Source organism: Pirellulales bacterium, assembly GCA_036499395.1.
Lineage (GTDB): Bacteria > Planctomycetota > Planctomycetia > Pirellulales > JACPPG01 > JACPPG01.
The window spans coordinates 26,577-46,932 of the sequence record DASYDW010000130.1 but is presented as its reverse complement, the minus strand read 5'-3'; the positions used below and the strand labels follow the sequence as shown (position 1 = coordinate 46,932).

The 20,356-nt window shown below is 58.7% G+C and carries 12 protein-coding genes; 8 read left to right on the top strand and 4 right to left on the bottom strand.

Going from position 1 to position 20,356, the window contains the following annotated elements:
• Positions 1-9 precede the first annotated feature (9 nt).
• From VGN12_26830 to VGN12_26820, 3 genes are all read left to right on the top strand, one after another.
• Positions 10-402, top strand: coding sequence for a BlaI/MecI/CopY family transcriptional regulator (locus VGN12_26830; protein HEY4313097.1), 393 nt, complete (start codon positions 10-12; stop codon positions 400-402).
• Positions 399-5,423 carry a M56 family metallopeptidase gene (locus VGN12_26825; protein HEY4313096.1) on the top strand — a complete coding sequence of 1,675 codons (5,025 nt, stop codon included), beginning with the start codon at positions 399-401 and terminating at the stop codon, positions 5,421-5,423. Before VGN12_26830 ends, VGN12_26825 begins: the two co-directional genes overlap by 4 nt.
• A 372-nt stretch (positions 5,424-5,795) precedes the next feature.
• Complete coding sequence (locus tag VGN12_26820; GenBank protein ID HEY4313095.1) at positions 5,796-8,081, top strand: hypothetical protein; 2,286 nt, start codon at positions 5,796-5,798, stop codon at positions 8,079-8,081.
• A 245-nt stretch (positions 8,082-8,326) separates the two neighbouring features.
• On the opposite strand, the gene gap is transcribed toward VGN12_26820, so the two are convergent.
• Complete coding sequence (gap, locus tag VGN12_26815) at positions 8,327-9,346, bottom strand: type I glyceraldehyde-3-phosphate dehydrogenase (protein ID HEY4313094.1); 1,020 nt, start codon at positions 9,344-9,346, stop codon at positions 8,327-8,329.
• Positions 9,347-9,697: 351 nt separating this feature from the next.
• Here gap and VGN12_26810 point away from each other — a divergent pair, with 351 nt between their 5' ends.
• Positions 9,698-11,008, top strand: coding sequence for an NAD(P)/FAD-dependent oxidoreductase (locus VGN12_26810; protein HEY4313093.1), 1,311 nt, complete (start codon positions 9,698-9,700; stop codon positions 11,006-11,008).
• A gap of 321 nt (positions 11,009-11,329) precedes the next feature.
• On the opposite strand, the gene VGN12_26805 is transcribed toward VGN12_26810, so the two are convergent.
• From VGN12_26805 to VGN12_26795, 3 genes are all read right to left on the bottom strand, one after another.
• A complete protein-coding gene (locus VGN12_26805; protein ID HEY4313092.1) occupies positions 11,330-12,013 on the bottom strand; it encodes an EF-hand domain-containing protein in 684 nt (227 codons plus the stop codon).
• Between the two features lie 208 nt (positions 12,014-12,221).
• The gene (gene cyaB, locus VGN12_26800; GenBank protein ID HEY4313091.1) at positions 12,222-12,776 is read right to left on the bottom strand and encodes a class IV adenylate cyclase; all 555 of its coding nucleotides are present in this window, start codon (positions 12,774-12,776) and stop codon (positions 12,222-12,224) included.
• Between the two features lie 27 nt (positions 12,777-12,803).
• A complete protein-coding gene (locus VGN12_26795) occupies positions 12,804-14,522 on the bottom strand; it encodes a thiamine phosphate synthase (GenBank protein ID HEY4313090.1) in 1,719 nt (572 codons plus the stop codon).
• A 233-nt stretch (positions 14,523-14,755) separates the two neighbouring features.
• Here VGN12_26795 and VGN12_26790 point away from each other — a divergent pair, with 233 nt between their 5' ends.
• From VGN12_26790 to VGN12_26775, 4 genes are all read left to right on the top strand, one after another.
• Entirely contained in the window at positions 14,756-15,403 is a 648-nt protein-coding gene (locus tag VGN12_26790; protein ID HEY4313089.1) for a hypothetical protein, read from the top strand.
• Between the two features lie 93 nt (positions 15,404-15,496).
• Positions 15,497-18,019: an ATP-dependent Clp protease ATP-binding subunit gene (locus VGN12_26785; protein HEY4313088.1), complete on the top strand. Its 2,523-nt coding sequence runs from the start codon at positions 15,497-15,499 to the stop codon at positions 18,017-18,019.
• Positions 18,020-18,052: 33 nt separating this feature from the next.
• Positions 18,053-18,664 carry a hypothetical protein gene (locus tag VGN12_26780; GenBank protein ID HEY4313087.1) on the top strand — a complete coding sequence of 204 codons (612 nt, stop codon included), beginning with the start codon at positions 18,053-18,055 and terminating at the stop codon, positions 18,662-18,664.
• A 368-nt stretch (positions 18,665-19,032) separates the two neighbouring features.
• Entirely contained in the window at positions 19,033-19,959 is a 927-nt protein-coding gene (locus VGN12_26775; GenBank protein HEY4313086.1) for a PEP-CTERM sorting domain-containing protein, read from the top strand.
• Positions 19,960-20,356: the final 397 nt, after the last annotated feature.

The window sequence follows — 20,356 nt, the reverse complement described above, 5'->3', positions numbered from 1 at the left end:
GAGAAGTCTATGTCCCCCAAAGAAGCTCTTGGTCCGCTAGAACTCGACGTTCTGCAATACGTCGGCGACCATCACCCCATTTCCGTTCGGGAAGTCGCCGACTACTTCGCGGAGACAACCGGCCGCGCCAGGACGACCCTCCTGACGACAATGGTACGTCTGCGAGCAAAAGGTTTTCTTATTCGCAAGAAGGTGAACGGTTTGCAGATGTACAGTCCTACGTTGGGTAAGGCCGAGTTTCTGCGCGGCCTGATTGCCGACTTCGTGGACGAGTCATTGGGCGGAGCGGTCTCGCCGTTCATGGCATACCTTTCTAAATCTTCGCTGCTTACCCCTGCAGAGGCTCGCAAAATCGAGCAACTTCTGAAACGCATTGAAGCGAGGGAAAAGGAGCGAACATGATCTCGGCCTGGAACGATTTTGCAAACGTGTGGGCGACGGCTCTATGGCGAGCCTCGTCGCAGGGTGCCATCGCGGTGGCGATTGCTTGGGCAATTACTCGCTGGTTCAAATTGTCGCCTCGGGTCGTTTGCTGGATGTGGCGGTTAGTCTGTCTAAAGTTGCTCGTCACATTTGTCTGGGGTCAGCCAATCGAGCTAGAACTTCTGCCGGCGCGGGTGCAACAGACCTCAATCCGCGCCCCGATGCCGCAAACAAAAGTCGACTGGAGCCTTGAGCCGAGCTTTGAAAAACGTGATTTTGCTCCTCCACCGCTACGACACGAACCAGTCAGAATAGCGATAACATTCTGGGCGTTTCTTCTACCGATCTGGTTGCTCGGCAAGGCTTTTTGCATCTACCGAAGCATTCGACAGTGGAGCACCGCAGGTCGATTGCTAAATGCGGGAAAGGTCAAGACAACATCGTGCCTCCTACAGCTATGCGTCGAGGAAGGAGGGAGGCTGGGCGTTCATCGGGTGCCGGCCGTGCATCAATCGCCCGACGTGCGAAGTCCCGTCCTCGTCGGGATTTGGCGGCCAGCGATTATCGTCCCCGAAAATACTGAGCAGACGTTTGACGAACCTGAACAACGCATGATGTTGGCTCACGAGTTGGCGCACCTCAAACGACACGATTTAGCGTGGAACTGGCTCCCCACGGTGGTGACTTGGTTATTTTATTTTAATCCTCTCGTTTGGCTCATGGTTCGACGGTGGTCCGAAGCGCAAGAGGCGGCGTGCGACGAGATGCTGATACAGAATGGAGTTGCCCAGCCGGCAGACTACGGTCGCTTGCTCGCAAAGGTATCCGCCCTCTCTTGCTTGGGTTCTCGCCCCGGCCTTGCGGTTGCTGGAGTCGTGGGTGCCTATCGCAATCTTGAACGACGAATTTTGACGATGGCTCGCCTGAAACCGTTTTCCGCGCGACGCATGGCGGTGGCTGCGTTGTTGCTTTCAACGACTGGAATAACGACCGTCGTTCCCTGGAGACTTGTTGCTCAAGAGACGAAAACAACACAAGAACTTGTCAGCGTGGCGAAGAAAAAGGGGGGCATAAACTTCGCTCCCGCTGAAGACATTTCGAAAGTGCGGCGAGTTTCTGGTGAACACGCGATTACGCTTACGGGCCATGCAACGGATGCTCACAACAACCCGGTAGCCGGCGCACGGGTATACCTCATGCCACTGGGCGTAGATCGGGAGAAAAGTATCGCGAACACAACCACAGATAGCGAGGGAGCATTCGAATTTCGCGATGCGAAGTTGCCCTTGGATTCTCGCGAGCACCCCCGAGGGGCTTTCCAGATATATGGGACCGCGCCCAAACTAGGGCTTGCTTGGCAGGGAGATCGCTATTTTTATCCTGTAAATCGCGCTCAAGGCAATCCGGATGAGCGGCGCGCCGTCTACGCGGATGACAACCTCGTCGCCGACCTCAAATTCGACAATGAGGCGGTTTTGAACGGGAGAGTCCTGGACGAGGCGGGCAACGCGATTCCGAGCGCGGAAATCGTTCTTCAGCAATGCCATAAACTGGGAAGCGAAGTCAAACCAGCACGAGACGACCGCTACTTGATCGCACTCGATGATGCGCCAATCACGATTTCGGACGCCGAAGGCCATTTTGTCTTGCCCGGTCTGACGAAGGAAACAGCGGCGTTCATCAGGGTCACGCATCCAGACTTTGGTGATTACGGTTTTGAAGTGGGGCTTACCGACGATCCGGGGCTAGAGCGGGAAGACAACGGCCGAAAATTGATCGTTGGCGAAGCGAACCTACGATTGACCCATGCCCGCAATGTTCAATTGAAAGTGGAGTATGGGGACACGGGCGTGCCCGTGACTGGCGTAAGTATTTGGGGTGTACATCGTGATCGAGAAAATATCTTTATTACGGGAAGGACTGACGAAGCCGGTGTTCTGAATCGTGCCGTCTTGCCGGGCGAATACACGCTTGATATTCGCCCGGGCAGCGCGACGTTACGAGCAGGGTACATTGCGATGCGACTCCCGCTGGTGGTTAACGATAAACCACAAGAGCAGACAATCGTTATTCAGCTTCCAGCGGCTTGCACTTTAGATATCGAAGTTGTTGACGCGGACAGTGGCCGAGGAATCCCGAACGTCATAGTTGCAGACGCTGCGGAATTCGAAGGAGGCGCTAAATGGACTGGGCATGTTATTTATGGCGAGACAAATACCGCTGGGAAGCTTCGCAAGCTTGTACCGGCTGGCAAGCATATGTATGGCCCGTTACCGCCACGCGGCTACGAAGTCGTCGATTCGTCGAATGTCCCCACCGATCTACCCAGTGGCGGGATTGTTCCGTTACGTTTCAAACTCCGCAAGCAGGCGGATGACGCTGAGGCTGAGGCGGAGCCTATTCCGAATCAGCCCCATACGGATCAATCTAAGGGCGACACACCGGATAAGGAGTTGGTCAGTGGGGCTGGAACAGAGAAGGAGGTACCGGCAACAGTTACGGGTACGTTTACCGCCGACCCCGCTCATGAAGAGGCACAGACAGCAAAGTCCGATCCAGCCGCCCAGCGTTCTCTCAAGCGGCTAAAAGAACTTGGAGCCACACCCGCCACCTTGAAACAGATCGGCATTCAAGGCGGCTGGAAGGGAACAGACGCTGACCTGCGTCTAGTGAATGACTTGCCTGATCTCGAATGGCTTTACCTTGATCTGGAAGAGCATGTTGGAATCGAGTCTCTCGGGAAATTGGAACTAAAGCGTCCCTTGAACAATCTGGCCTTGTCACACTTGTCGGACGGAGTGCTGGAACGAGCGCCAGAATTATCCGAATGCGACCGTTTGACCCTTCTTGATTATGAGATCAGTGACGAGGGATGGCGACGGTTTGCCCAACTTGTCGATGGCGTCAAGATTCTCGAATTGAACGGCGCAGCCGGCCCCGTTGGCATCAGCGACAAGGGGCTCAAGGAAATCAGCCTGATTCGCAGTCTCACCGGTCTTCAAATCTTCAATGGCGACATTACAGACGACGGACTCCGGCATCTTACCGGCCTTGATAAACTCGCGAATCTGAATCTGAGTAATTGCGCCAAAGTTCGTGGCTCAGGGTATGCACATTTGGCAGCGGTTAAATCATTGCGGCATCTTTCAGCGTTTCCCATCCGAATCGACAACGATAATCTGCAGGTACTCGCCAAGCTCACGCAACTAGAATCGATATCTCTTCAGGTCGAATTTCCCGCGACTGAACTAGGCCCCAAGGACATTGGCCCTCTCAAAGATTTGTCAAATTTGAGATCCATGACGATCACCAACGTGGGCCCGAGGGTGAAGGAAGACCTTGGCAACGCGGTATTGGCTGCGGTCGGGCAGATGCAATCCCTCAGCAGTTTGCGGATATACGGCCTTGGGATGAGCGTTGACGGCGTTGACGCGCTCGTCAAGGCACCGAGCCTACAAGAATTGTATCTGGACTCAGTAGAACTTCATGAGCAGACTCTAACAGCGCTTAAACGACTGAAAGACTTGCGAAAACTTGGACTCGGTAGCGTAGGTGTCGTCGGAGACGCCGCATTACAAAAACTAGTGGCGTTTGAGCAGCTTACGCAGGTGTCGCTTACCGGCAGCGGATTAAGCGACGATGGCTTGGCGAAGTTTGCAAATCTCCACGCCCTTGAAATCCTGAACTTGCCCGACAGCAAAATCACTGGCACAGGCTTGGCGGGACTTGCGAATCTCAAGCAGTTGAGAACGCTAACGCTATCCGATTCACCATTCAATGACGAAGGATTTCAACTGCTACGCCGCCTGCCGACGCTCGAATGGCTCTACTTGGGCAAGACGATGATCACCGATCAGGGCCTCAATGCCATTGGAATGCTGCCTAATTTGCGAATGCTTAATTTGGACGACGCCAACATCACGGTTGACGGACTGATTAAGTTAAGCGACCTCAAGCGGTTGAGCTACATTTCTGCCGTTGGTATGAAGGTGTCCGACGCAGAAATGGCTCGTTTACGTGCTGCACTGCCCAAGACGCAGATTTCAGTTGCCGCCCCCCCCGCAGGCATCAATGGATTCGTTTATGTCGCTGACTGGGCCATAACCGAAGAAGACGGCAGCGAACCGGCCGGCGAGTTAAAGGCAGATTCGTCTAAAGAAGCCTCTCCGCAGGATCATGGAAATCGCACGGATAACAACAAAGCGTATCGCGCCCGGCCAGAACTGCTGACACCTCATAGTGATCGCACCGAAGATGAGACGAACAAGTTCTCCTCTTCCCTCAAGCCTGCAACAGCCACCATTCAAATAAAGGCGAATGATAGTAACGTCACTCGTCAGCCTTTTGCCAGCACGAGCGATCTGTCCGATGGCCACACCGTCCAATACACCGAAACACGGACGATTCGAATTCCGAGCGGCCCAAAAGTGCAGGGTCTGATTCGCCGTGTCAAGGTGATGGGCCGGTATCGCATGCGAGAGGAAATGACGCATACACCGGGCGATGAACCGGAATCTGGCGACTCCAGTTCCTACGTGCAAATCACGGATGCCAAAAAGGGCATTCACTTGAGCCTATCGCCGGATGCCAAAAGCTACGAGTACGTCCGGCAAATCTTTGGCATCAATGACAAGGGTGAGGTTGTCGAATCGAAACCGGAGCCACAGCCGCAAGTTGATTACTACGGTCGCATGCGGAACGTGCCCATCGAGACGGCAACAAAACTCAATGACCGATTCATTGACGGCAAGGTCGCAAATGGCTTTGAGGTCATTAAAAAGGTTGAGCGTGCCAAAGGCACGGATACTTGGACTCGCAAGTATTGGCTGGACCCGAAGACGAAACTGCCCGTGCAGGTCGAAATCTCATTACGCACCACCGATCCACACAGAGCCGAATCCGATTGGGTGCAAAGTGCCATCGTTTTCGACGAGCCACTGAATCCAGAGATATTTAGCACAGAGCCCCCAGATGGCTTCAAGAGGGAGCGAGAGCATTAACGCCCTATTACTTTGTCATTGCGATTGAAATCCCCCCTCATCCACCCTGCACAGCTCCCTACTCTCGACATCCATCGCCGTCAACCAACCGCGCCGGGGCACCAGACGCTAGCACGCGTGTTACCAAGTCGTCAGCAGTTTGAGGTTGCCGTAGGGCCGCCGGGCGCCGAAAATCCGCCGCGCTTAAACGATCGGTGGACGGGATCAAGCCTTCCCTTCGGAAGCTGAAACTTCGTCCTCCGGCGACAATCCCGGGCTCTTCGCACTTCACAATGGCCCGTGACGTCGGTCGACGAACACCGATCCGGCCTGCCCGATAGGCCGCGCGAGCACTGCACATCTCAAGCGGGCGATTCACCAGGGAAGGTGGCGATGGCGGACTTCATTGGCAAGATCGTCGGGTGGCGACGCGGAACAGCCGCGACGAAGCGCAAGTCGACACGCCCCCAACGCGGACGCCGGCTGGGATTCGAGTCGCTTGAAGATCGGCGCGTTCTCTCCGGATCGCCCGTGTCGGGCTCGATCGCGTCGATCCAAACGAATCAAGGAACTCAGACCGACGTCTTCGCCATCGGCACCGACCACCAGGTCTATCTCGAGACCTCGAATGGCCTCGGCGGTTGGAACGCCTGGACCTTGACACAGGCGGGCACGGTGAAAGAAATCGCCGCAGCGCACGACGGCGCCGGAAATCTGCATCTCTTCGCCATTCGCGACGACAACCAGGTCTATCAAGAGGTCTTGCAAAACGGCGTGTGGTCCGCCTGGTCGTTAACGCAAGCCGGATACGCCTCGGATATTGCCGCGCAGGCAAATGTCGCGCCCGGCAGTTCGCTGCAACTGTTCATCATTGGCTCGGACAGCCAGGTGTATAGCGAGTCGACCACTTCCAGCGGAAGCTGGTCCCCGTTGGCGCTGACGCGGGCCGGCACCGCCAAGCAAATCAGCGTGATGATGGACAGCGTCGGCGAAACGCACGTATTCGCCATCGGCGCCGACAATCAGGTGTGGACCGAACATTCGATCACAGGCGGCACCTGGAGCGTTTGGACCCTGACGCAGACCGGCATCGTCCAGGAAATTTCAGCACCAACAGCCACTACCGCCCAAAGCCCCGTGAAGGTGGTCGCCGTGGGCGAGGATGGCCAGGTCTATGTCGAAACCAGTGCCAACAACTGGAAGGGCTGGACGCTGACCCAGCCCGGCACCAGCAAGGGAATCACGTCGTTCAATAACAGCGCCGGCACCACGATTGTCTTCTCGATCAACTCTGACCAGCAAGTTTACGAAGAGCTGTCCAACAATCCCTGGAGCCCCTGGAAGCTGACGGCTGCCGGAACCTTCCTCGGTGGCGACATCGTCAACTCGCCCGCATCGTCACTATCGATCAACACCGGCGCCGCGGTCTACGATCCGGGAGGACTGCCTATCCTGGTCGCGCCCGACGCCACGCTTTCGATCGGCGACGGTGAATTTGCCAATTCGGTGCTGACCGTCACGGACAAATCGCCGTATGTGAATGATCGCCTGTCGATCTGGTCCTCTGGCGCGCTCGTCGTGTCGGGCAACGCGCTGATTTTTAACGGTACGATGGTAGGCACCTTTACCGCGGGCCGGACCGTGACCGTGACGTTCAATGGCACCGCCACGCAGAACGCGATTCAGGCCGTGGCACAACATATCACCTTCACGAACATCGTTTCCGCGCCGATGCTCGGCAATCGCACGATCAGCGTCGCGCTAAAAGTCGGCAGCCTGGGCTATCCCGCCTCGACAACGCAAACCGTCGAGCTGATTTCCTCGACCAGCACCACCGTCGGCGGACCGGCCGTGACTTACAATCCCGGCGAGGCGCCGATCGCCATTGCTCCCGCGGCCACGCTCACGACCGGCAGCGCGATGGCCAACTCATCGCTGAAGGTCACCGACACGTCACCCTACCTGAACGATCGCCTGGGGATTCAATCCTCGGGTGCGCTGGTCGTGTCGGGCACGACGCTCATCTACAACGGCACCGCGGTTGGCACGTTCACGACCGGTCGAACCGTGACCGTCACGTTTAATACCAATGCCACGCAGGGCGCCGTCCTGGCGGTGATGCAGAACATTACTTTCATCAGCATCGTACCCAGTCCGATGATCGCCAACCGACCGATCAGCTTCGAGCTGAAGGCCGGCAGCTCGGGCTTTCCGGTGACAATGACGCAAACGGTTCAACTGGTTCCCGCGACGGTGCTGAACGTCGCCGGCCCGGCTGTCACGTACGGTTCCGGCGCCGCGCCGGTTGTGGTGGCGTCTGCGGCCACGCTCTCGACGGGCGGTCTCGCCACGGCCAATTCAACGCTGACCGTGGTGGATACGTCCGCCTATGTGAATGATCGCCTGACGATCCAATCCGCCGGTCCGTTGGTCGTGTCGGGCAGTACGCTCACGTACGACGGCATCACCATCGGCAGCTTTACTGCCGGTCGTACCGTGACCGTCACGTTCAACGGCAATGCCACACAAGCCGGGATCCTGGCGGTGATCCAGAACATCGAGTTCAACAACATCGTAGCGAAACCGATGCTCGGCAACCGCACAATCAGCTTCCGGCTGAAAACCGGCAGTTCGGGATACGTCGTCACATCGAACGCCACGATCTCTGTGGTGGCGTAAGCGCGCATCATTCGAACGTCAGTGCCATACCGTGCAGCCCATGCGCCCGTGTCACCCCGTGGTGCCATGCTTTTTCGCCAAAGGCGAATGAGCGTGCTCGAACAAAAAACAAACCAGCCCGCAGCGCCAGCAAGGGATATTGAAATCCCTCGCCGGCACCACGGGCTGATTTATTAATTCTCGATAGCGATGTGCCGCGGATAAAAACGACCGCAGCTCACCAGCAAATTTGCATTTCGCCAGGCTTACATATTGCCGAACTTGGCAACCAGGTCGACCGTGCGGCTGCTGTAGCCCCACTCGTTGTCGTACCAGCTGAGGACCTTCAGCATGTTGCCGCCGATCACTTGTGTGAAGTCGGCTGCGAAGATCGAGCTGTGCGGGTTGCCGATGATGTCCGACGACACGATCGGATCCTCGGTGTATTCCAGAATGCCCTTCAGCGAGCCTTCGGCCGCGTCCTTCATGGCCGCCTTCACCTCGGCCTCGGTCACCGGCTTCGACATGATCGCCGTCAGGTCGACGATGCTGCCCGTGACGACCGGAACACGCAACGAAATACCGGTCAGCTTCCCCTTCAATTCCGGAATCACCAAGCCCACCGCGCTCGCAGCGCCCGTCGAGGTGGGAATAATGTTCTGGGCCGCGGCCCGGGCACGATACGGATCAGCGTGTGGCAGGTCCTGCACGCTTTGATCGTTCGTATAGGCGTGGACCGTGGTCATCAGTCCCTTCTCGATGCCCCACTTGTCATTCAATACCTTCGCAATGGGGGCCAGGCAGTTGGTCGTGCAACTGGCGTTCGAGACGCACTTCATCGCCGAAGTGAGTTTCTCGTCGTTCACTCCCAGCACGCACGTCAAGTCGGCGCCGTCTTTGGCCGGAGCGCTGAGGATCACTTTCTTGGCGCCGGCTTCCAGGTGCGTGTCGTAGCCAGGCTTACCATTGGCAGCGCGGCCGGTGAAGATGCCGGTGCTTTCGATCACGACGTCGATTTTTTCGGCTCCCCAGGGAAGCTTCGAGGGATCACGTTCGGCCAGGGCGTGAATCCGCTTACCGTCGACCGTCAGCGACGTATCGTCGTACTGCACCTTGCCCGGGTAACGGCGGTGCGTGCTGTCGTACTTCAGCAGCGTGGCCAACATCTTGTTATTCGTCAGGTCATTGATCGCGACGACTTCGAATTCTTTCGGACGGGCCATCAAATTGCGAAACACAAGCCGACCGATACGACCAAAACCGTTGATTGCCACGCGGATTGCCACAGCAGAATCTCCTTATCAAGAAACAAACCCACCGGCCGACGGCGGAACCGTCGGTAGCGGAACGAATGCCATCACAGGCAAGGGCGGGCGTCGATGAAGACTGGAATTATAAAGGTCCAACCGCCAGCAGACAACCGCCCGACCCCATGCCCGCAAGCCACTTAGCAGCCGAGCTGACATCTAGGTGTGATGTATGCTTGCCGGCGGGTAAATGGCGAATGTGTTAGAAAAATCGGGGACGAAATCTTTATCGCGATTGTCGCGATCAACAAAGCCAGGGCTGCCGCGTCCGCCGACTAGTTGCAGGTGCGCTTCTCTGCGTCTCGAATTCGAAGACTTAAGAGGCATCGCATGTCCGCTCGACAACGCGTGGTCATCATCGGCGGCGGGTTCGGCGGACTGAACGCCGCCCGGGCGCTAGCGCGCGAGCCGGTCGATGTGACGCTCATCGATCGGCGCAACTTTCACCTGTTTCAGCCGCTGCTGTATCAGGTGGCCACGGGTGGATTATCGCCGGCCAATATCGCGGCCCCGTTACGCGCCATTTTCAAAGCGCACGACAACGTCCAAGTGCTGTTGGCCGAGGTCACGCATATTGATGTCTCAAAGCGCGAGGTGATCTTGCGCGAAGAGACGATTCCCTACGACGTGCTGGTCGTCGCCGCCGGCTCGGCGCACCATTACTTCGGTCATCCCGAGTGGGAGCAATGGGCCCCCAGCCTGAAATCGATCGAGGACGCCACCGAGATTCGCCGCCGCGTGCTATCGGCCTTTGAAGCAGCCGAGCGCGAACCGGACTTGGTGTGCCGCCAGGCATTGCTCACGTTCGTCATCGTCGGCGGCGGGCCCACCGGCGTGGAGCTGGCGGGCGCCGTCGCCGAGTTGGCCCGCTATACGCTGCGCAACAACTTCCGCCACTTCGATCCCGCGTCGGCGCGCATCATCCTGGTCGAAGGAGCCGATCGGGTGTTGCCCACGTATCAATCGTCGCTGTCAGCGAAGGCGGCACTTTCGCTGGAACACCTGGGCGTCACGGTTCGCACCGGCGGCAAGGTGACCGACATCGCGGCGCACGAAGTGACCGTGCGGTTCAATAGCGAAGAGCGAATCTTCGACGCGCGCACCGTGCTGTGGGCCGCCGGCGTCGCTGCTTCACCCCTGGGAAAGATCGTGGCCGAGGGGACGGGCGCCAAGCTCGACCGCGCCGGCCGGCTTGTTGTCGAACCCGACCTGTCGCTCGCCGGACATCCCGAGATCTTCGTCATCGGCGACCTGGCAAATTGCAGCGACCCGACGGGCGAACCTCTACCGGGCCTCGCACCCATCGCGATGCAGCAGGGAAAATACGTCGCCAAGCTACTACGCAGTCGCCGCGAGGGGAAACCGCTCAAGCCGTTCCATTATTTCGATCGAGGCACGATGGCCACGATCGGCCGAGGCCGCGCCGTGGCTGACGTGCGAGGGATTCGCTTTTCGGGGCTACTGGCTTGGTTGATGTGGCTGTTCATCCACTTGATGTTCATCATCCAGTTTCAGAGCCGCGTGTTGATCCTGATCCAATGGGCCTGGAACTACACCACGCGCAACGCCCCGGCCCGACTGATCACGGGGCGCAATCCCTTCCGCGTCGACGAGCGAGAGAATGCCGCTGCGCGGAAATAATCCCAGAGAAAGCCCCGGAGGTTTAAATACATCCCCAAGGAACCGAACTATGCCGAATAGCGATCGAGAGTCCCAATGCGAATCACCCCAGCCCCCTGAAGATCTACTTGCAACATTGCAACAACGATCTGCGGCATATCGTTCCGGCACGACAACAGCGAAGTCCGCTGCAGAGGTGATTGCGCAGCAGCGCAGGCGTCAAGCCGATGAGTCAGGGACCTAAGCTGCGAGCAGGCACCGAGGGTGCCTAACGCTATTGCCAATACCAGCCGTAAACCGAACTATTGGCTTGGCAGGCCCGCACAAGAATAACTAGGCGGGCTAATTATTCTTCGGAATCTGTTGCGGAATTTGCGCCCCGCCGCCGATCATTCCACCGCTAACTCCCTGGGTCATGGCCTTCTGCATCGTCGCCATCTCACTCGGATCGAGTTGGCCGTTTCCATTGGCGTCAAAGCGCTGCATTTGCTGGGCCATGATGAGGTTCGGACCACCGGCCTGCATTTGGGCCATGCCCAGCCTCATGGCTTGCAGTTCATTCGGGTCGAGCTGGCCGTTGCCATTGGCATCGTACTGACGCATCAACATGAACATGCCTTGGTTGTTCGTCAGCCCACCGCCGCGACGACCACGCATGTTTTGTTGCGCCTGCTGCATTTGCTGCATCTGTTGTTGCATCAACTGCTCTTCGGCTGCCTCGTCCGCACGTTCCTTGGCAAGCTTGGCTGCTTTCTCGCCTTTCTTCTTCTGCGCCGCTTCGGCCTTCTTGGCTTTGGCTGCCGCGCGCTTGTCGGCCGCGGCCTTGGCCTTGCCCGCCTTATCGGCGGCAGCGTCGTCATCGGCCATGGCGGAGAAATCGTCTTGCCGATCGGCCCCGGCTTGCTTGGGCGCTTGCTTCGTGGTCTTGCTCGCTTTGTCCGCCGCACGCGCGCTACTGCCGCACGTCACAATCAACACAGCCGCGCACAGAGCTGCTGCTTTCGAGAATCGAGCCTGCTTGATCATGGTGACCTCTCCTCGGTGGGGGCGCCTGACAAGCGTCAGGGCAGACGGCGCGTGCCGTTGGAAAAAAGTCGGCCGGGCGGAAAGCTGCTATTAGTTTAATCGCCCCAATCACTGCGGGAAACGGGCAGGCCGGCCAAAAACCTGTCTTGCCCCGAGGCTTTCTAACCATTTCGGGCCGTTTTCCGCCCGATTCCAAGGCGACAGTCGGTCAGCCCCTACCCCTCAAAAGCAGTTCCAAATAGCTGCGCCGCTCACTTGTGCCCAGCCTCAATTGCGCGGCCAAGCTCGACAGCGCCTGACGGGCTGCCGGCAAATCGGCCTCGTCGGCCGACAGCTCGATTTCACAGAATTGCCCCACCCCCTCGACCCGATCGAGCGCGATTTCGGCCGTTCGCCCCTCCGATTCCCAATCCGCCGTGCGCCGCTCTTTGCGCACCGTGGCTACCTCGCGGAAGCCGAGCGCCGTCAACATCTCGGCGAACTGGCCCGCCCCGTTGGGGCCTGGCGGAATTGCCAGTTCGATCTCGCGTCGTGTCTTCGTCGTCGCGTCGACCTTGGCTCCCTTGTAGGTCACGCAATTCGCTTCGCCGACCGAACGGATCCGCAGCGCCTCGTCCGTCTGCGCGAAATCGCGCTCGGGATGATTGAAGTAACGATCGATTTGCGTCACGGCCTCGCCGACCTTTATGCCCAGCTCGGCAAGCCGCGCCTCGAACGCAGGCACATCCGCCAGCGGAAATTTCTGTTCGACTTCGTAGGTCATACAACACGCGGTCGATTCACAGCCGGTTTAGTTAGCTTCGTTCAGTCGCTCGACGAATTTCCTAGCGGCCGCCGCAGGATCCGTCGCGGCCAGGATGCCTCCGCTCACGGCGACTCGCGAAAAACCCGCCTCGATCACCGCGTCGAGGTTCTGCAGATTCACGCCGCCAATCGCGAAGGCCGGCAAGCGAATCTCGGCCGCCACTTCGCGTAGCAATTCGACACCGGTAAAAGCATCGAAGGTCTTAGTCGTCGAAGGAAATGTCGGGCCAACGCCGATGTAATTCGCTCCCTTGAAGACTGCCTGCCTTGCCTGTTCCAGCGAATGAGAAGAGCAGCCGACCAAGGCCTGCGAACCGACAATCGACCGGGCCGCGCGGATCGGCAAGTCATCCTGTCCCACGTGAACGCCGTCGGCGCCGCCCAGGCTGGCGATATCGGCGCGGTCATTGATGATCACCACCACATCGCTGCGTAGGGCGCGCTCGCACAGCCGTCTAGCCCGCTCCAGCAAGTCGGCGTCGGCAAGTTTTTTGTCACGCAATTGGATCATCCCCACGCCGGCGTGTACCAATTCGTCAACCAGGTGAACAAATTCGGCTTCGCTGGCCCGACCGTCCAGCAGCACGCACAACCGGGCCGCGGCCAGCCGTGCCACGCTATTGCGCACGGTCACAACGGCCCGTTCCAGCGTATAGGACCTGTAGCGCAATCGTTCAAGGGTCGCTGCCACGGCGGGCTTGATGACCTTGGTGTACTCTTCCAGGCTGCGCAGCGCCTCTTGCAGGCGTTTCCAATTGGCCGCCGCCACCGTGCCCAGATTCGCGCGTGTAAACTCCGCCTCGGTCGAGATCGTGGTACCGACATCCCCCAGCGTGTCGCGCGCCGCTAGCAGATCGGCCTTAGAAAAGGACGATAGCGCGGCCGAGAGCTCATGCCGCAGACTTTTCAGCTCGCTGGTCAAGTAACGATCGTCGAGGACCATCCGCACGTAATCCTCGACGACGCGCAACCCTTCGCGAGCCCGATTCGCCGCCGCATCGATCAAGCGCAATAGCGCCACATCAACATTTGCCGCTACCAGAGACGGCGCCTCCGCAACCGCTTTCGCTCCGAAGGAGGGCGTCTCTACAACCCCTCTCCCTCCGGAAGAGGGCAGGGCGAGGGGCGCCACCTCAGATGCGGCAAAGCCAGTTACATTAGGCGCCGCGGCATAGCCAGTCCCCGGTACCGCCGAGTCAACTCGCGGCGAGGATTCGACCGCCGCCCCGTGAACGGCGTCAAAGACCTCGGCCGGCGCCTCGAGCGTGATCGGCCCCGGCACATGTCCGTACAGGGCGTGAATCTGCACTTCGAGATCGTCAGCGCTGACGCCTTGCTCGGCCAGCCATGTCGAGACATCACCGGTCGCGGCGGCGAGCCCCAGCAGTAAATGCTCGGTCGCCAGGTGCAGCGGACGCGGATAAGCCCACAGCCGATCCACCGCGGCATCGATGGCCGATGTAACAGCCGGCGAGAAATCGCGCCGTGCCCCGTTCTCGCTGCGGTGTAGGCCCGGCCAGTGTAAGTAGACGCGTGCCTCGTCGATGCCGTGTGCCAGCAACATCTGCGCGGCCCGGCATTCTTCCTCGGCCAGCAGCCCCAGCAGCAGCTCGGGCGTCTCCAATTCGTCACGATCTGCGCGACTGCTCCAGCCGGCAGCTTCGGCAAGCGCGCGTTCCGCGGCGGCGGTAAAAGACCAGCTCATAGGCTGCCAGCTTGGCAAATCAGGGTTGGAATCGCAAATCACTTCTCCCACGGGAATTATCGCTCCTAGCGGGCGCGCGGGGAGCCGAAGAATTTCGGATTCGATCGTTCCTGCGCCACGACCCGCGCGAACCGCCTTAAAGTCAAGCGGGTCTTTTAGTTGCCTTGCTCGAATCCAGACTGCGAGATACAATTCCGCGGCGAATGCACTCGGGTAGAAAGGAGTCTTTCCCAATGCGCAGCCTGCGATGGGCTATCTATTTGTGGCCCGGGTTAGCGGACCTGTGGTGGCACGGCGCGTGGTCGGGATTGGCATTGGCTAGTTCCTATGCCGTGCTCACCGGATTGGTGTTGGCGGCGACCTTGGTGTGGGACGAGTTGTTAGGCCCGGATCTGGACCGGACGATCTGGGGTGCCTACGCCGTTGGATGGTTGGCGTTACTGTTTGTTTCGATGCGGACGTCACCGCGAGCCAAGGAAGCGCAGCTCGCCGGCGCAAGTGACTTGTTTCCCGAAGCCTTGGCGGAATACTTAAGGGGGAATTGGCTCGAAGCGGAACTGCTGGCCCGCAAACAAGTGGCAGGCTTTCCTTCCGATGTCGAGTCCACGGTCCTCCTGGCGGCAACCCTCCGGCATACGAACCGTTTCAACGAAGCTCGCGAAACGCTCGACGCCGCGGCTTTATGGGAACGGGCCACGCTCTGGAAACTCGAGATCGATACGCAATATCAGCGACTGACCGAAAAAGAGAATCGACTGGCCCTGCTGGCTCATCCAGCCCGGCAACCACCTCCGGCTCCTCCGGCTGAGGAAATGGAACACAAAGTGCTAGATAGTGAGGATGAGGGAAAAACGCTGCCAGAATGGCGTCAGGCAGCCTGAGCGATCCTGATGGACTGAGCGAGACAACTACCGGCCCCGGCTAGGCCCCACAAACGTGACGGCCGCGTGGGGGACGAAACTCGGAGAGAGCGCATGTACGAACGATTTACCGACCGCGCGCGAAAAGTGATGCAACTGGCCAACCAGGAAGCGCAGCGGTTCAATCACGAATACATTGGCACCGAACACGTGCTGCTGGGCCTCATCAAAGAGGGAAGCGGCGTCGCTGCCAACGTGCTGAAGAATCTGGACGTCGATCTCCGCAAGATCCGCCTCGAAGTCGAGAAGCTCGTCCAGAGCGGTCCGGACATGGTCACGATGGGCAAGTTGCCCCAGACCCCGCGGGCCAAGAAGGTCATCGAATACTCGATGGAAGAGGCGCGCAACCTCAACCACAACTACGTCGGCACCGAGCATATCCTGCTGGGCCTGTTGCGCGAGCAAGAGGGTGTGGCCGCGCAAGTGCTCATGAATCTCGGCCTCAAGCTCGAAGAAGTCCGCGAGGAGGTTCTGAACCTGCTCGGCCACGGCATCGAAGGGAGCGAAGGGGGCGAGCGTAATCCGGCTGGCGGCGCCAGTTCGTCCGAATCGAGCAAGAGCCCGAAGTCGAAGACTCCGGCGCTCGACAGCTTTGGCCGCGACCTCACCGAGCTGGCTCGGCAAGGCAAGCTCGATCCGGTGATCGGCCGCGAGAAGGAAATCGAACGCGCGATCCAGATTCTCAGCCGCCGCACGAAGAACAACCCCGTGCTGTTGGGTGAAGCCGGCGTCGGCAAGACCGCCATCGTCGAGGGCTTTGCTCAACGCGTCGTGGACGGCAACGTCCCCGAGCTGCTCTGCGATCGCCGCATCGTGGTGCTGGACCTGGCCATGATGGTGGCCGGCACCAAGTACCGCGGCCAGTTCGAAGAGCGCATCAAAGCGGTCATGAACGAAGTCCGCCGCGTCAAGAACACGATTCTGTTCATCGACGAGTTGCACACGCTGGTCGGAGCGGGCGGAGCCGAAGGGGCGATCGACGCCTCGAACGTGCTCAAGCCGGCCCTGGCTCGCGGCGAGATTCAATGCATCGGCGCCACGACCCTGGACGAGTACCGCAAGTACATCGAAAAAGATCAGGCGCTGGATCGCCGCTTCCAGGTCATCATGGTCGAACCTTCGACCAAATCCGAGACGGTCGAGATCCTCAAAGGTCTCCGCGATCGTTACGAGTCGCACCATCGCGTGCAGATTACTGACGACGCGCTCGGGGCCGCGGTCGAACTGTCGAGCCGTTATATCACGGCCCGCTGCTTGCCTGACAAGGCGATCGACGTCATCGACGAGGCGGGCGCCCGCGTCCGACTGAAGGCGATGACTCGTCCGCCCGACTTGAAGGAAATCGACGAAGAGGTCGAGCGTCTGAACAAGGAAAAAGAAGAGGCGGTCGCCAACCAGGACTTCGAGAAGGCCGCCGCCCTGCGCGACCAGGCCGACAAGCTGAAGAAGAAAAAGCAGTCCATCACCCGCGACTGGCGCGAGAAATCGCGCGAGACCGACGGCGTGGTCGACGAGGAAGTCATTGCCGAAGTCGTGTCGAAAATGACCGGCATCCCGCTAACACGGATGACGACCGAAGACAGCCTGCGCCTGATGGAGATGGAAAAGGACCTGCACAAGCGGGTTATCAGCCAGGACGAGGCGATCAAGTCGATCTCGAAGGCCGTGCGGCGCAGCCGTAGCGGTTTGAAGGATCCGAAGCGCCCCACCGGCTGCTTCATCTTCGCCGGCCCCACGGGCGTCGGTAAGACGTTGCTCGCCAAGGCGCTGGCCGAGTTCATGTTCGGCGACGACGAGGCGCTGATCCAGATTGACATGAGCGAGTACATGGAGAAGCACAACGTCAGCCGTTTGATCGGCGCCCCGCCGGGCTACGTCGGCTTCGAAGAAGGCGGTCAATTGACCGAGAAGATTCGCCGCCGCCCGTACGCCGTGGTCCTGCTCGACGAAATCGAGAAGGCCCACCCCGACGTGTTCAACATGCTGTTGCAAGTGATGGAAGAAGGCCGTCTGACTGACAGCTTCGGCCGCAACGTCGACTTCCGCAATACGATCCTCATCATGACGACCAATGCGGGTGCCGAGGCCATCAAGAACGAGTCATCTTTCGGCTTCCAATCGCCGGACGACGACTCGACCTACGAGAGCATGAAGAGCCGCGTCAACGAGCGGATCGAGAAGGTCTTCCGACCTGAGTTCTTGAACCGCGTCGACGACGTGATTATCTTCCGCCACCTGGATCTCAACGACCTAAAGGAGGTTGTCGAGCTCGAGGTGAGCAAGGTTCGCGAGCGGCTTGCCGAACGCGGTCTGAAGCTGATCCTCACCGACGAGTCGAAGCAGTTCTTGATCAAGAAGGGTTCGAACACCGATTTCGGTGCCCGACCGCTACGCCGCGCGATCGAGAATTACGTCGAAGATCCGTTGTCCGAAGAACTACTCAAGGGCGAGTTCCAGGGCAAGGATACGATCACCGTCGACGTGAAGAAGGTGGGCGACGTCAAGCAACTGGTCTTCGACAGCTCGGCCTCAGAGCCCGAAGCCGTCGGCGCCGGCGGCAGCCCGCCGAAGGCGTAACCACTACGACAACGTCGACAACGCGTTAAACATTTGAACCGCCGCCTCTGCAATCCAGAGGCGGCGGTTTTTTTGCGCGCTGGAAGTGCCAAAGCAGGTTGTCGGAGGAAGATTTCCAAAGAAGCATTGCTGCCCATCTGCGCAACGTTCGGTCAGAGCCCTAATGGTAAGCGTCCACGAACGGGATCATCGCTATTCATCCCTTTTTCTGGCCACCCAGACTCTTTAGCGACGAAGCTATCGATACGGATGCGCGCGAGCTTCGCGGCGTCCTTCGCCCTGGTGGCAACGCTCCCGTGGTTTTACATCGAAGCGGGTTACATTTACATCAGCGGCTTTGAAGCGTCCATTCCCTTTCCCAGTAAAATGCGCGATCTGTTGGAGACGATGTATAGAGGCGTCGTCGAAGGGCCCTTGTTTTGCTACGCTCCGAAGTATGATCAGGATCTCGACCTTCATTTTGCGTTGTTCTATCCCGGCGAAGGCGTACTCACGGCGCGACCGCTCGCCGTTTCCATTTTTTGGCTCGTACCTGCGATTGCCTGCGTCGCTTCAATCGCCATGACAGCAGCACACTCTCAAAGAACGGCACGGCAGTCGCTCAAGGTTGCCGGAGCCGCAGTAATCGACAAATCGAATTCGTAGAACCTCGGATGCCGTGCGCTCCGCCAAATTCAGACCGTCGTCGTTGAATTAGACCGGAGCCTCTCGCGCGCTCCCGTCATGACGACTATCTCGCGCGATTGCTTCGCATATCTAATTAAGCGACTTTCTGCAACTGCTTTTCGGCAGTCTCATGGCGTACTGCTTCCGTCAAGTGCGTCTCGGGCACAACAGATGGCTTGAGCGCTGCTTGAATTTCTTTACACACGACTAGAAGCGTTATATGTTTACAAACCGTAATACACTTTTCATTTGACATACGTGAATCCAGCGATACGATCTAGCCGCTGGTATTCATCAGCGGAGTCTGGAACACTCCCCTATCTCTATTTCTTTAAGGAGGCGCGCTAATGATTAGGACGCAATCTGCAGGAGCACTATGTCTATTCTCGCTTTGCTTGTCGGCAGCTCTGCCGGGGCCGGCATCGGCTATCAACTACACGACGATTGATAACCCGCTCGGAACAGATGGCACTGTCCTCAGTGGAGTTGATGGCGGCAATATCGTCGGCACCTACTACACTTCCTCCAGCGTGAGCCACGGCTTTCTCTACAACGGATCAACGTTTACGACAATCGATGACCCGCTAGCAGTGGGCACCTCCAATGCCAATGGGATTTCAGGCGGCAACATCGTCGGGGCGTACGACGATTCTTCGGGCCAATCTCACGGCTTCCTTTACGACGGCTCGTCTTACACCACGCTCGACGATCCGTTGGGAGTTGGTGGAACCTTGGCTTACGGCATCTCGGGCAGCAATATCGTGGGCTTCTACCGCGATGCCTCGAACGTCCCGCACGGCTTTGTCTACGACGGGTCTACCTACACGACCCTCGACGATCCTCTGGGAGTGAAGGGCACCATCGCTTACGGCATCTCCGGCAGCAATATCGTGGGGACGTATATCGACGCAACCGGCTTCCCTCACGGCTTTCTCTACAATGGCTCGACCTACACGACGATCGACAACGGAGTGCAAGGGACGTACGCCTATGGGGTTTCTGGTAGCAACGTCGTCGGACTATTCGGAGACAATTCCGGTCTGCACGGCTATTTCTATGACGGGACCTCGTTCACGACTCTCAATGACCCGAGTGCAGCTTTCAGTACCGAGGCGCACGGCATCTCGGGCAACACGATCGTGGGCGCTTACTTGGATTCCTCGTTCACTTACCACGGATTCGTCACCACGGTGCCCGAGCCGGCGTCGGTCGCCCTTCTGGCGATTGGCGCCTTAGGGCTCGCGGCGATGCTCTGTCGTAAAGCACGGAAGTAGCCGGCTCAAGCGTAGAAACGCCAGACGCCCTGCTCACGAAGCTGCGTGAGCAGGGCGCTGTGCGCCGGTTTAAATCGAAGTGTCGCCCGCATTCCTCGCACTCGCGCGTTTGTTTATCGGCACGTCGGCCGGGCCGGATTTCCCTTCCGCTGCGCCGCACTGCCGCAACAACGATCGCATTTCGCTTCTTCGCATCAAGCATCGGTCATTGACTTCCCAGCCCCCAAGACGTTGCATTTTTCACTAATTGACAACATTCATTAGCCTGCTTACTATCGTCGTTCGACGGCAATCGTCGCTGTCGCGTGACCACTTTTGAGTTCCATCTTCGGGGTCTTCCCAGGGGGCAACGCTAACGCACCATCGCCAATCGGGCATTGCGTCCGTGTGCCATAGC

What these genes read in the sequence shown, in the direction of transcription:
- VGN12_26830 (HEY4313097.1), top strand. Translation starts at nt 10, where the DNA reads ATGTCCCCCAAAGAAGCTCTTGGTCCGCTAGAACTCGACGTTCTGCAA.
- VGN12_26825 (HEY4313096.1), top strand. Translation starts at nt 399, where the DNA reads ATGATCTCGGCCTGGAACGATTTTGCAAACGTGTGGGCGACGGCTCTA.
- VGN12_26820 (HEY4313095.1), top strand. Translation starts at nt 5,796, where the DNA reads ATGGCGGACTTCATTGGCAAGATCGTCGGGTGGCGACGCGGAACAGCC.
- VGN12_26810 (HEY4313093.1), top strand. Translation starts at nt 9,698, where the DNA reads ATGTCCGCTCGACAACGCGTGGTCATCATCGGCGGCGGGTTCGGCGGA.
- VGN12_26805 (HEY4313092.1), bottom strand. Translation starts at nt 12,013, where the DNA reads ATGATCAAGCAGGCTCGATTCTCGAAAGCAGCAGCTCTGTGCGCGGCT.
- cyaB (HEY4313091.1), bottom strand. Translation starts at nt 12,776, where the DNA reads ATGACCTACGAAGTCGAACAGAAATTTCCGCTGGCGGATGTGCCTGCG.
- VGN12_26795 (HEY4313090.1), bottom strand. Translation starts at nt 14,522, where the DNA reads ATGAGCTGGTCTTTTACCGCCGCCGCGGAACGCGCGCTTGCCGAAGCT.
- VGN12_26790 (HEY4313089.1), top strand. Translation starts at nt 14,756, where the DNA reads ATGCGCAGCCTGCGATGGGCTATCTATTTGTGGCCCGGGTTAGCGGAC.
- VGN12_26785 (HEY4313088.1), top strand. Translation starts at nt 15,497, where the DNA reads ATGTACGAACGATTTACCGACCGCGCGCGAAAAGTGATGCAACTGGCC.
- VGN12_26775 (HEY4313086.1), top strand. Translation starts at nt 19,033, where the DNA reads ATGATTAGGACGCAATCTGCAGGAGCACTATGTCTATTCTCGCTTTGC.